The sequence below is a fragment of the Proteus sp. G3927 genome (assembly GCF_963894685.1).
In the GTDB taxonomy this organism is placed as follows: domain Bacteria; phylum Pseudomonadota; class Gammaproteobacteria; order Enterobacterales; family Enterobacteriaceae; genus Proteus; species Proteus mirabilis.
On record NZ_CAWQGX010000007.1, the window covers coordinates 1 to 12,837 of the forward strand.

Consider the following 12,837-nt stretch of genomic DNA (forward strand, 5'->3'; position numbering starts at 1 on the left):
CCATTTGGTCTTTGTCACAAAATACCGGCGAAAAATATTTGATCAGGATGCCATTGAAAAATTGCGAGGCTACTTTGCCAGTGTTTGTGCTGATTTTGATGTTGAACTGGTTGAAATGGATGGGGAACGGGATCACGTTCATTTACTGATTAATTACCCGCCAAAACTGGCGATATCTAATCTGGTTAACAGCCTTAAAGGGGTATCGAGTCGATTACTTCGACGTGATCGTCCTGATATTGCCCAACGTTATTACTACAAGGGGGTTCTTTGGTCGCCGAGTTATTTCGCGGGGAGTTGTGGTGGCGCACCAATATCCATTATCCACCAGTACATTGAGCAACAGGAAACACCTCGTTAGTTAAAAAACCGCGCCTTATATCCCCGACCTGAAGGACGGGGTTTTACGGTGCTTTGGATAACTGCTGGCCTATTTTCTGACTATTTCTTAAATAGCCTTCTATCAAAACTTTCAATAGTTTGTTTTTGCAATCTTAACTGCATGGTTTTACACCAACTAGCGGATAGTCCTGCCGCTGTTAATAAGCGACGATACGACTCCTCATCAAATGGCATATGAAAAGCAATAGCAATTGCTTCTTTGACAGAGATATCGCTATTTCTTGAGCGTAGAACCAAAGGATGATGACAGCCTACTTCGCCGGGACTTATCACGCGATATAACCAGCCACAAAAACCGCTATCTTGCATCAGTTGTGAAAAATCGCTGATATCAGTCACCGTGTTTAGCTTATAACAAGGTGAACGAGGCTGGGTCACTTGAATTAAAGCGTCACCCCATTGATATATATCACCAATAAAAACATTCTCTTCTGTCAGACCGGTAGTCGAAATATTTTCACCAAACGCAGGAGCATTAAATAAGTCAGCCAGTTGAGGAAATTGCTCAGACCAGTAATGATAATGTTCTTGAGGATAATGGCACAAAGCGCGATCAGGCCCACCATGAAACCCTTTTTCTGCTTGCTCATCACCTGCTAAGCCCAGTGATGTTAGTTTAATATGCCCATCCACCAGCCTTTTGGTGATCGCACTGGTAAATCCATTTGCAGTCGTCGTGATATTGCCAATAAAAACACTGGGGAAATAGCGCATAACTCATTGCCTCAATGAAAAAAAGTCCTTTTATAATAAAGAGAGCAGGCTAAATAAACAATGCCGACAATAATTGTCGGCATTGATAAATAGAGAGAAAAGAGAATGATAGCAATATTATGCTTTGCTCTGATAGCGTTTTTGCGCCTCATCCCAGTTAACTACAGACCAGAATGCTTTGATATAATCAGGACGACGGTTTTGATATTTCAAGTAATACGCATGTTCCCATACATCTAAGCCAATAATTGGATAGCCAGATGCACCTGCTAACTCTTCACCCATTAATGGGCTATCTTGGTTTGCGGTAGAAACAACAGCTAATTTTCCATCATCTTTTAATACTAACCATGCCCAACCTGAACCAAAACGGCTAGCAGCGGCTTTTTCAAACAACTCTTTAAATGCATCAACACTACCGAAATCACGTTCAATGGCATCTTTTAATGAACCATGTAATTGAGTGCCTAGCTTTAATCCTTTCCAGAAGAAAGTATGGTTAGAATGACCACCCGCATTGTTACGTACAAAGGTACGTTGATCAGCAGGTACTTTATGTAAATTCTTAACGAGTTCATCAATTTCTAAACCCGCTAATTCAGGCAGTTTTTCTAACGCAGTATTGGTATTGTTCACATAAGTTTGATGATGCTTAGTATGGTGAATTTCCATTGTGCGCTCATCAAAATGAGGTTCTAGCGCATCATAAGCATAAGGGAGTGCAGGTAATGTATAGCTCATATTAATCTCCAGTGCTGTTTTATATTCGATCACGCCATGTGATTTATCTCTTTATTATAGTGAAAAAAATGTTAATGAAAATCATTATCATATCCATATTATTTTTGTGGTTTTTTTATCCAACCCAGTGACATCAATTTTCACAGTATTTTATTTTAAATAAAAAGCTTATCATTGGTTTAATATTTCATAAAATACCCAAAAGGTAGATAAATTATATATAACAACCTTTAGCACTAATTGATCACGCCATGAAAAGCATTTCCATTATTTCGTGATCTTCTGCGCAAAAAAGAAACAATGTCTCTTTACCCTCTTTTGTTAACGACTTTTTGACATAGTATTAACAATAGTAAGGAGAACAATTATGACAAAAATAAACCAACATCACATTCCTGCAAACATTGCAGAGCACGCCCTGATTAATAAAGAGCAATACCAAAAAGATTATGCATTATCCATCGAAAACCCTGAGGCCTTTTGGGCAGATAAAGGGAAAATTGTTGATTGGATAACCCCCTATACTATCGTGAAAAATACCTCCTTTGATCCAGGCCATGTCCGTATTCGCTGGTTTGAAGATGGGCAACTTAACATTAGCCAAAACTGTCTTGATCGCCATTTAGAAAAACGCGCGGATCAAGTTGCTATTATTTGGGAAGGTGATTCCCCTAATGAATCGAAAAGCATTACCTATCGCCAACTTCATCAAGATGTTTGTCAATTCGCCAATGTATTAAAAAAACTGGGTATCAAAAAAGGCGATGTGGTGGCTATTTATATGCCAATGGTTCCTGAAGCGGCTGTTGCGATGTTAGCTTGTACTCGTATTGGGGCTATTCATTCTGTTATTTTTGGTGGTTTCTCACCAGAAGCAGTGGCAGGGCGCATTATTGACTCTAAAGCAAAATTAGTGATCACCGCAGATGAAGGCTTACGTGCTGGTAGAGCAATACCCTTAAAGAAAAATGTTGATGATGCCCTCACTCATGTGGATATCCCGCCTATTGAACATGTTGTGGTCTTACGTCGAACAGGGCAAACAGAACAATGGATTGAAGGGCGCGATTTATGGTGGGATGAAATTGTTCAAGGCGTCAGTACAGAATGTGATGTGGAAGTCATGAACGCAGAAGATCCACTCTTTATTCTCTACACATCAGGCTCTACGGGGAAACCCAAAGGCGTGTTGCACACCACTGGCGGTTATCTTGTTTATGCCTCAATGACCTTTAAATACACCTTTGACTATCATGATGGTGAGATTTATTGGTGTACAGCGGATGTCGGTTGGGTAACTGGCCATAGCTACTTGTTATATGGCCCGCTATCAAATGGTGCCACAACAGTGATGTTTGAGGGAGTCCCCAATTACCCCTCAGTCAATCGTATGGCCCAGATTGTTGATAAACACCAAGTTAATATTCTCTATACCGCACCTACTGCGATCCGCGCATTAATGGCGGAAGGAGACAAAGCCATTGAAGGTACGCAACGAACCTCTTTACGCATTTTAGGCTCAGTAGGAGAGCCTATTAACCCAGAAGCTTGGGAATGGTTTTATCAAAAAATGGGACGTAGCCAATGCCCTATTGTTGATACATGGTGGCAAACAGAAACAGGAGGTTTCATGATAACCCCATTGCCGGGAGCAATGGATCTAAAACCAGGCTCAGCGACTCGTCCATTCTTTGGTGTACAACCTGCAATTGTTGACAATATGGGGGAAATACAAGACGGTGCTTGTGAAGGTAATTTGGTGATCGTAGATTCATGGCCGGGCCAAGCAAGAACATTATTTGGCGATCATGACCGTTTTGAACAGACTTACTTTTCGACCTTTAAAGGCATGTACTTTTCAGGTGACGGTGCCCGTCGTGATGAGGACGGTGATTATTGGATAACAGGCCGTGTTGATGATGTTTTAAATATCTCTGGTCACCGTTTAGGTACCGCCGAAATTGAATCCGCACTTGTCGCCCATCCTAAAATTGCAGAAGCGGCTGTTGTTGGTATTCCCCATAATATAAAAGGACAAGCTATTTATGCTTATGTCACGCTAAATCATGGTGAAGAACCTACGGCAGAGCTTTATACAGAAGTGCGCAATTGGGTACGTAAAGAGATAGGCCCAATAGCAACACCTGATATCCTTCATTGGACAGATGCCTTACCTAAAACACGCTCTGGGAAAATTATGCGTCGTATCTTGCGTAAAATTGCCTCTGGCGACACAACTAACCTTGGAGATACCTCAACACTCGCCGATCCAGGCGTTGTAGAAAAACTGTTAGAAGAAAAACAGTCTCTATCACTGACCATTTAAAGTGCTAGTGCTCAAATAATACAGCAGTCAATAAAACCGGAATACTACTATGCAAAGGCATTTTATGCCTTTGCAGGGCTCTCTTATCACAAATTCATGACATGCGGGGATAAACACCTCTAAATCATGTAATAAACCAAATAATTATTTTGAGGAGAACTCTGATGAATCCCAATATTTATCAAGAGATAGAAAATAACCCTCGCTTTAAAGAACTGGTTAAAAAACGTAGTCGTTTCTCATGGGGACTTTCGATTATTACACTTGTTATGTATGTCTCATTTATATTGCTGATTGCTTTTTATCCACAATGGTTAGGTACACCGCTCTATGAAGGCAGTTACATTACACGAGGTATTCCTATCGGTATTGGCTTAATTATCGCCTCTTTTCTACTAACAGGGATTTACGTTATTAGAGCAAATACAGAGTTTGACAAATTAACGGCAGAAATTCTTGGTGAGGTAGAAAAATGAAAAATAAACACTACGCCATATCACTATTAACATTATTATCCCCCAATGTATTAGCCGCAGCGATAACAGAAGGGGGTGAAAAACAGCCAATTAACTTCCAAGCCATTATCATGTTTCTGATCTTTGTTGGCTTAACACTGTATATTACTTACTGGGCCTCTAAACGAACACGATCACGGTCTGATTATTACACTGCAGGTGGCAAAATTACCGGATTTCAAAATGGTATGGCTATCGCTGGTGATTTTATGTCTGCCGCCTCCTTTTTAGGAATTTCAGCGTTAGTATACACTTCTGGCTATGATGGACTTATCTACTCTATTGGCTTTTTAATCGGCTGGCCAATCATTCTATTTATTATCGCTGAACGTTTGCGTAATTTAGGACGCTATACTTTTGCTGATGTTGTCTCTTACCGTTTAAGTCCAAAGCCCATTAGAACACTTTCTGCAATAGGTTCATTAGTTGTTGTTGCCCTCTATCTTATTGCTCAAATGGTAGGGGCGGGTAAATTAATCGAGCTACTTTTTGGCTTAAACTACCATATTGCGGTGATCTTAGTCGGTATTTTAATGGTTCTTTATGTCCTTTTTGGCGGCATGTTAGCCACCACTTGGGTACAAATAATCAAAGCCATTTTATTACTCGCCGGTGCAACTTTTATGGCGGTCATGGTAATGAAAGCGGCAGACTTTAACTTCAATACCTTGTTTAAAGAAGCTGTTAACGTCCATCAAAAAGGCTTTTCTATCATGAGTCCAGGAGGGTTAGTTTCTGATCCTATCTCTGCATTATCCTTAGGTCTTGCCTTAATGTTTGGTACCGCAGGACTTCCCCACATTATCATGCGCTTTTTTACCGTTAGCGATGCAAAAGAGGCTCGTAAAAGTGTTTTCTATGCGACAGGTTTTATCGGTTATTTCTATATTCTTACTTTTATTATTGGTTTCGGGGCTATCTTACTCGTTAGCCCTAATCCTCTGTTCAAAGATGCCGCTGGTGCTTTAATTGGTGGCACCAATATGGCCGCTGTTCATTTAGCGGATGCTGTTGGTGGTAATTTCTTCCTTGGTTTTATTTCTGCAGTCGCTTTTGCCACTATTTTAGCCGTTGTTGCAGGATTAACTTTAGCAGGTGCATCTGCCGTTTCTCATGATTTATACGCCAATGTAATTAAAAATGGCCAAGCAGATGAGCGACAAGAGCTAAAAGTTTCGAAAATAACGGTTGTTATTCTCGGCATTGTCGCCATTGGTTTAGGTATTTTATTTGAGAAACAGAATATTGCCTTTATGGTCGGTTTAGCTTTCTCTATCGCTGCAAGTTGTAATTTCCCTATTATCTTACTCTCTATGTATTGGAAGGGATTAACAACACGTGGGGCTGTCATTGGTGGCTGGTCTGGCTTAATTGTTGCCGTTACCTTAATGATCTTAGGTCCCACGATCTGGGTGAGTATTCTTGGTCATGATACACCTATTTATCCTTACGAGTACCCTGCTCTTTTCTCTATGATCATTGCCTTTATCGTTTCATGGTTATTCTCCATTACCGATAATTCTTCTCTGGCAACTCAAGAGCGTATGAAATTTGAAGCTCAGTTTATTCGCTCACAAATAGGTATTGGTGCAGAGCAAGGTAAACCTCATTAAACATCTGTAAAATAGTTTTTTATTCTTAAAGTGCCAACAATGTTGGCACTTTTTTTTACTCTTTACTTAATTAAATTAATATCGGTTTAAAAATACATATCTATACGATATTTTAAATTAATATTGACTAATGTGATTTAAGTTTAAGTCTATAGGAAAATTTCAAGCAAGATCAATTAATTAAAAGTGTAAATATAACTATAAGTAACAGTATAATAAGTCAATAAAAGATAAGATAAGTACTGAAATAGCAGTTTCAGACTCATTTTAGCTAAACAAGACTTGTATTATGAAATGCTAAATGGTTAACTTTTTATTCTATATGGAAAAAGGTGATAATGATAAAAGCATGTCTCAAGTAATAAACTTTTCTCTTTTATTTATTTTATCTATAGTACCTGCACTATTAGCGGGTTCAACCCTGCATATTGAACAAAAGTTCTCTATGGTGATTATCGGTTGGCTCCTGATGTTACTCTGTGGCGGTATCTATCGGTTTACTATAGGAAAAGTGATTACTTTTATTGTTGCTGCTTTATGGTCTTTAAACCTCTCCATCTCACTGTTTTTTTATCGTGAACATGATATTCCCTTTTCATCATCAATAGCAGAAACTTTCATTAATACTAATGGAAGTGAAACTGTTGGTATGCTCTCTTATAATAAATATTATGTACTCTTTTATATTGTTATATTTACCTATTTTTTCTATTTAATACATATTAGCGCCCGTTATTTAAATAACAAAACTAATAAAAGATGTTTAATTGCTATTTTTATATTAATAATTCTTATTTCTCTATACAAGAACTTAGCAATAAGATCAGAGAGTAAAACCCAATTACTTGCTGAGTATTATCTACTTAATACCCCTTTTTACAATGCAGCAGCTTTAGTGCGGACTTTCCACGAAAATAGACAAATCAAAAAGATCACATCAGAAAAAGTTAATTTTAACTATGATAAAGTGGATCAAAAAACAGAAATTTATATTCTTTTGATTGGTGAATCAGTACGACGTGATCATTTAGGAATTTATGGGTATCCGTACGATACTACCCCTAATTTAGAGAAAGAAAAAAATAATATTTTATTATTTAAGCAAGCTTATTCTCCAGCGCCTGTGACCATATTATCAGTACCCATATCCCTTTCTAATATCAACCTAACAGAGTTATATGATAAGAAACACTACGCTGATAATATCATTTCTCTTGCCAATCATGCTGGCTTCAAAACATATTGGTTAAGTAACCAAGGTAAAGGAAATCCAAAAACGAGTGTGATTTCTGTTATTGCCAATATGGCCCAACATAAAAAATGGAATGAATTTATTGGCTATGATGAAGAATTATTGCCATTTTTAGATAATGCGCTTAATGACAACTCATCAAATAAAAAGCTCATTGTCCTACATACTTATGGTAGCCATGAGCCGGCATGTAATCGTTTTCCTAGCACTTACCTTAAAGCCTTTACCCAACAAGAAGATGATAACTGCTACGATAGCTCTATCGCTTATACTGACAAGCTTATCAGCCAAATTATTGAAAAAATACAAGATAAACCCGCATCTATACTCTATTTTTCAGATCACGCATTACAACGATTAGATAAAAATAGAGAAGTACGTTATCACCATGGCGTAAACAGTCCTCGCCAAGAAGCTTATAATATACCGCTCTTTATTTGGTATAGCGCATCTGCAACGCGACCAAATATCAATAAAGAAAATTTAAATAAACCTTTTTCCACCGCAGATAATTATTGGCTATTAAGCCAATGGCTAGGTATTGAACATAACTCAGCGAAAAAATGTTACTCACCTTTAAGCGAATGCTATCAAACAAAAACGTCAATGATGGTCATCGATGGTAATAAGAAGTTATTAAACTACGCACTATTAGAATCAGAAGAACAAGCGCCTCAATAAAGAGGCGCATGACTTAATTTAACAATCTTCAATAATCACATAAATCGCATTTAAAGAGCCATGAACACCAACAACTTTAATTAATTCAATATCTGATGTGCAACTAGGACCACTAATAATATTAATACAAGAAGGCATTCTTATATTTTTTAATGCCATTTGATGTAATCTTTCTGCTAACTGAGCAACACGAGGCAAAATCGTACTGCGTTTTAGTACAAAAATCGTGGTTTCAGGGATCAATCCAACACTTCTTCCTTTGTCAGCCCCAGAAAATAAAACAACACCACCAGATTCTGCAAGTCCATATTCAGCAAATACAATACCAACTTTTGCCTCTTTTACCCGTTCAATATTTTTTTTACCCTCAGTATGATCCCAAATATTGGCATGACAGTGTTCTGATAAATAATCAATCACCCCACTTTCCTGTAATCGTGGATCACCCGTTAATATCACTGGTAAACCATACTGTTCACAAAGAGTCTCTAAATGCTTAGGTAAAGATGACAATGTTGTCGTTTCATAAGTACTTCCTGCTAACTGAGCTGTATTGAGAAAATATTGATAAAGTTCATCATCAGAAAGCTCCGTTAATCGTTGTTCTGGATATAAATTTACTGGTTCAGGTAAAGCTTCAGGTTGCGTTTTTAACGACCTACCTAATTGAGAAGCAAGATTTGATAAAAAGCGTTCTTTATTGTTATCCATCTCTTATTTCTCCTCTTTTTGGTGTTTTTTAAACCAACTACGAAAACTTTCACCATCACCTTCAGGTAAATTTCTCGCTTCTGTCCATGCTTTTATTGCACCGATATTTAATGGCGCTTTACCTTCTTTAATAAACCATTTTGTAGCATGAGCCCCCATATTCATCCCAACTTTCCATAACATAGGATGGCGGTTCACATAATTAAATACCCGAGTAATATTACGTTCAGTTGTCGGTGTTATACCTTGCTCTACCATGACTTCACGATGTTTCTTTATAAGATTTGATAAAGGTATTTTTACTGGGCAAACACTATCACAAGCAGTACATAATGAGCAGACATAAGGCAGGTTTTTAAAGTCTTTATATCCACCAAGTAGTGGCGTTAAGACGGCACCAACAGGGCCTGGATAGATAGAATCATATCCTTGACCGCCAATATGGCGATAAGCAGGGCAAGTATTCATACAAGCACCACAACGGATACAACGTAAAATATCTTTAAATTCAGAACCAATGATCTTCGAGCGGCCATTGTCTACAATAACAAGATGGAAATCTTCTGGGCCATCAACGTTGTCATTCTCTTTAGGGCCAGTAAGCCATGTATTATAGCCCGTTAAACGTAACCCGACTGCACTACGGGCCAGCATGGTAATTAAGATATCTACCTCTTTAAAAGTAGGTGCAATACGTTCCATCCCCATCACCGCAATATGCGTTTTGGGTAATGTTGTACTTAATCGTGCATTACCTTCATTAGTGACTAAACAAACAGAACCTGTTTCTGCTACCGCAAAATTACACCCCGTAATACCGATATCGGCAGTAAAAAAATCGTCTCTAATGTTCTGGCGAACAAAACGCGTCATTTCTTCTGGTGTATCTGAGCCGTTATAACCCAGTTTGTCATGAAATATTTGACGTATCTGAGCTCTATTTTTATGAATAGCAGGGACCACTACATGAGATGGGGCATCTTTTGCTTGTTGAAGAATAAACTCGGCTAAATCGGTTTCAATAACATTAATACCTGCATTTTCTAATACAGGGTTTAAGCCAATTTCTTCCGTCACCATTGATTTGGCTTTGACTATTTTTTTGGCTTTTTTCTCTTTTGCAATATTGAGAATATATTGAGAGGCTTCTTCTTTCGTTTGAGCAAAGAAAACATGCCCACCATGTTGTTCTATTTTTTCAGATAATTGATATAAATAGGCATCTAAATTAGCAAGTACATGATCACGAATTTGTGCCGCTCTATCCCGCCAATCCTCCCAGTGTCCTAATTCATCAACCATTTTTTGACGATTACGGCCAATAGTTTCTTGCGCATTAGCAACGGCTTTTTGCATAATTTGATCGTGAACTTGACGATCAATTAGCGTTTTAAAAGGAAGAGAGCTTGTTTTTAATGACATAATTCCTCCTCATTGCTCATCAATACTTGCGCAATATGCATCACTTTAACTGGACGACCTTCTCTCTCTAAACGACCACCTATATTTAATAAGCAACTGACATCCGCACCAATTAAATAGTCAGGATGAACATCCATAATGTGGTGAACTTTTTCTTTGACCATTTCACCTGAAATTTCAGCCATTTTTACCGAAAACGTCCCCCCAAAACCACAACAGGTTTCCATATTGTCAAAAGGTAATAATTCTAGCCCTTTTACATGACGTAATAATGTGAGTGGCTCTTCTTTCACTCCCATTTTACGAAATAAGCTGCAAGACGGGTGATAAACAGCTTTTCCTTTAAGGCTTGCACCTACATCAACAATATTTAATTGATTAACGATAAAGGAGGTGAGATCAAACATGCGATTAGCTATTTTTTCTGCACGAATAGCCCAGTCAGGTTCATTTACCAGATATTTAGCATAACTTTTAATAGCAAAAGAACATGATCCAGCAGGAGAAATAATAGGATAGTCATTAACTTCAAAGGTTTTAATCAAGTTTTTCATCGCTGGAATGGCATCTTTAATATATCCACTATTAATAGCAGGTTGACCACAACAGCCCTGTTTTTCGAGAAAATGAACTCGACAGCCTAGTTTTTCTAACAGCAATACGCTATCTCTTGCCATCTGAGACTTTAAGGCGTCACCAATGCATGTTACATAAAAATTAACATCCATACTTATGCTCCCATTGCTTTTATCTATGTAGAGTAAGTAAATAAGCCGAGACTCATTTACAAACTCATTTGTATGACAAATAGTGTTGCATAAAAATAATGTTAAATATATGTGTATAAGTGTTTTTTTTATAAATTTACAGTTTTCAAGAAATAAAGAAATGGGAATATAAAGGGTATTTATGATTATTTTTTAATAAAAACAATTTATTACTGTGGCAAATTGAGGGAGTTTATTAAGTCTAGTTTTATTACGATAAATAAAGAATTTAATGTAAGTGAAATAGAATAAACGCAAAAAAGCCAACCCATTGGGTTGGCTTTCTCGTCTTATTTAATGCTTGGCAGTTCCCTACTCTCACATGGGGAGACCCCACACTACCATCGGCGCTACGGCGTTTCACTTCTGAGTTCGGCATGGGATCAGGTGGGACCACCGCGCTATGGCCGCCAAGCAAATTCGGTTTTAATTACCCGTTATCTTCTGTTATCACAGTCTATAACCAGTAATTCAATCTTGAACAAGCTGACTTTATCGTTTCGTCTCTCTGACAAAACACTTTCGGTGTTGTCAGGTTAAGCCTCACGGTTCATTAGTACTGGTTAGCTCAACGTATCGCTACGCTTACACACCCAGCCTATCAACGTCTTAGTCTTAAACGTTCCTTTAGGTCGCTTAAAGCGACAGGGAAGACTCATCTCGAGGCAAGTTTCCCGCTTAGATGCTTTCAGCGGTTATCTCTTCCGCACTTAGCTACCGGGCAATGCCATTGGCATGACAACCCGAACACCAGTGGTGCGTTCACTCCGGTCCTCTCGTACTAGGAGCAACCCCTCTCAATCTTCCAACGCCCACGGCAGATAGGGACCGAACTGTCTCACGACGTTCTAAACCCAGCTCGCGTACCACTTTAAATGGCGAACAGCCATACCCTTGGGACCTACTTCAGCCCCAGGATGTGATGAGCCGACATCGAGGTGCCAAACACCGCCGTCGATATGAACTCTTGGGCGGTATCAGCCTGTTATCCCCGGAGTACCTTTTATCCGTTGAGCGATGGCCCTTCCATTCAGAACCACCGGATCACTAAGACCTACTTTCGTACCTGCTCGAGCCGTCACTCTCGCAGTCAAGCTGGCTTATGCCTTTGCACTAACCGCATGATGTCCGACCATGCTTAGCCAACCTTCGTGCTCCTCCGTTACTCTTTAGGAGGAGACCGCCCCAGTCAAACTACCCACCAGACACGGTCCCCGACCCAGTTTATGGGCCTAGGTTAGAACATCAAACGTTAAAGGGTGGTATTTCAAGGTTGGCTCCATGCAGACTGGCGTCCACACTTCAAAGCCTCCCACCTATCCTACACATCAAGGCTCAATGTTCAGTGTCAAGCTATAGTAAAGGTTCACGGGGTCTTTCCGTCTTGCCGCGGGTACACTGCATCTTCACAGCGAGTTCAATTTCACTGAGTCTCGGGTGGAGACAGCCTGGCCATCATTACGCCATTCGTGCAGGTCGGAACTTACCCGACAAGGAATTTCGCTACCTTAGGACCGTTATAGTTACGGCCGCCGTTTACTGGGGCTTCGATCAGGAGCTTCGCTTGCGCTAACCCCATCAATTAACCTTCCAGCACCGGGCAGGCGTCACACCGTATACGTCCACTTTCGTGTTTGCACAGTGCTGTGTTTTTAATAAACAGTTGCAGCCAGCTGGTATCTTCGACTGGCTT

At 39.1% G+C, this 12,837-nt stretch carries 10 protein-coding genes and 2 rRNA genes; 5 read left to right on the plus strand and 7 right to left on the minus strand.

From position 1 onward, the window contains the following. Positions 1-361 (plus strand): IS200/IS605 family transposase (gene tnpA, locus AACV00_RS01830; RefSeq protein ID WP_161737328.1); only part of this gene is annotated, 361 nt, incomplete at its 5' end. Positions 362-441: 80 nt separating this feature from the next. Here tnpA and yiiM read toward each other — a convergent pair. Both yiiM and sodA read right to left on the minus strand, forming a co-directional pair. After that, on the minus strand, positions 442-1,116 hold the full coding sequence (gene yiiM / locus AACV00_RS01835; protein ID WP_012368600.1) for a 6-hydroxyaminopurine reductase: 675 nt from the start codon (positions 1,114-1,116) through the stop codon (positions 442-444). Positions 1,117-1,233: 117 nt separating this feature from the next. After that, positions 1,234-1,857, minus strand: coding sequence for a superoxide dismutase [Mn] (gene sodA / locus AACV00_RS01840; RefSeq protein ID WP_004249861.1), 624 nt, complete (start codon positions 1,855-1,857; stop codon positions 1,234-1,236). 367 nt (positions 1,858-2,224) lie between these two features. Between sodA and acs the strand changes: the two genes are divergently transcribed. The 4 genes from acs to AACV00_RS01860 all read left to right on the plus strand — a co-directional run bounded on the left by acs (position 2,225) and on the right by AACV00_RS01860 (position 8,244). Beyond that, positions 2,225-4,183, plus strand: coding sequence for an acetate--CoA ligase (acs, locus tag AACV00_RS01845; protein WP_004249862.1), 1,959 nt, complete (start codon positions 2,225-2,227; stop codon positions 4,181-4,183). Between the two features lie 164 nt (positions 4,184-4,347). Further along, complete coding sequence (locus AACV00_RS01850; protein ID WP_004246621.1) at positions 4,348-4,659, plus strand: DUF485 domain-containing protein; 312 nt, start codon at positions 4,348-4,350, stop codon at positions 4,657-4,659. Next, positions 4,656-6,311 (plus strand): cation acetate symporter, encoded by a 1,656-nt coding sequence (locus tag AACV00_RS01855; RefSeq protein WP_004246620.1) that lies wholly within the window; start codon positions 4,656-4,658, stop codon positions 6,309-6,311. Before AACV00_RS01850 ends, AACV00_RS01855 begins: the two co-directional genes overlap by 4 nt. Before the next feature lie 301 nt (positions 6,312-6,612). Continuing rightward, on the plus strand, positions 6,613-8,244 hold the full coding sequence (locus AACV00_RS01860) for a phosphoethanolamine transferase (RefSeq protein WP_110706855.1): 1,632 nt from the start codon (positions 6,613-6,615) through the stop codon (positions 8,242-8,244). 18 nt (positions 8,245-8,262) lie between these two features. Here the strand turns inward: AACV00_RS01860 and AACV00_RS01865 are convergent, their stop codons facing one another. From AACV00_RS01865 to AACV00_RS01885, 5 genes are all read right to left on the minus strand, one after another. Next, positions 8,263-8,955, minus strand: coding sequence for a LutC/YkgG family protein (locus tag AACV00_RS01865; RefSeq protein ID WP_012368603.1), 693 nt, complete (start codon positions 8,953-8,955; stop codon positions 8,263-8,265). A gap of 3 nt (positions 8,956-8,958) precedes the next feature. Continuing rightward, positions 8,959-10,377, minus strand: coding sequence for a LutB/LldF family L-lactate oxidation iron-sulfur protein (locus AACV00_RS01870; RefSeq protein WP_004246616.1), 1,419 nt, complete (start codon positions 10,375-10,377; stop codon positions 8,959-8,961). After that, a complete protein-coding gene (locus tag AACV00_RS01875; protein ID WP_017628596.1) occupies positions 10,368-11,105 on the minus strand; it encodes a (Fe-S)-binding protein in 738 nt (245 codons plus the stop codon). The genes AACV00_RS01870 and AACV00_RS01875 overlap by 10 nt, the downstream gene beginning before the upstream one ends. Before the next feature lie 338 nt (positions 11,106-11,443). After that, positions 11,444-11,559 (minus strand): 5S ribosomal RNA (rrf, locus tag AACV00_RS01880). A gap of 117 nt (positions 11,560-11,676) precedes the next feature. Further along, positions 11,677-12,837 (minus strand): 23S ribosomal RNA (locus AACV00_RS01885); the annotation flags it as partial.

Bases quoted from the DNA above. Each gene is read 5' to 3' on its own strand.
- yiiM (WP_012368600.1), bottom strand. From the start codon at position 1,116: ATGCGCTATTTCCCCAGTGTTTTTATTGGCAATATCACGACGACTGCA.
- sodA (WP_004249861.1), bottom strand. From the start codon at position 1,857: ATGAGCTATACATTACCTGCACTCCCTTATGCTTATGATGCGCTAGAA.
- acs (WP_004249862.1), top strand. From the start codon at position 2,225: ATGACAAAAATAAACCAACATCACATTCCTGCAAACATTGCAGAGCAC.
- AACV00_RS01850 (WP_004246621.1), top strand. From the start codon at position 4,348: ATGAATCCCAATATTTATCAAGAGATAGAAAATAACCCTCGCTTTAAA.
- AACV00_RS01855 (WP_004246620.1), top strand. From the start codon at position 4,656: ATGAAAAATAAACACTACGCCATATCACTATTAACATTATTATCCCCC.
- AACV00_RS01860 (WP_110706855.1), top strand. From the start codon at position 6,613: ATGGTTAACTTTTTATTCTATATGGAAAAAGGTGATAATGATAAAAGC.
- AACV00_RS01865 (WP_012368603.1), bottom strand. From the start codon at position 8,955: ATGGATAACAATAAAGAACGCTTTTTATCAAATCTTGCTTCTCAATTA.
- AACV00_RS01870 (WP_004246616.1), bottom strand. From the start codon at position 10,377: ATGTCATTAAAAACAAGCTCTCTTCCTTTTAAAACGCTAATTGATCGT.
- AACV00_RS01875 (WP_017628596.1), bottom strand. From the start codon at position 11,105: ATGGATGTTAATTTTTATGTAACATGCATTGGTGACGCCTTAAAGTCT.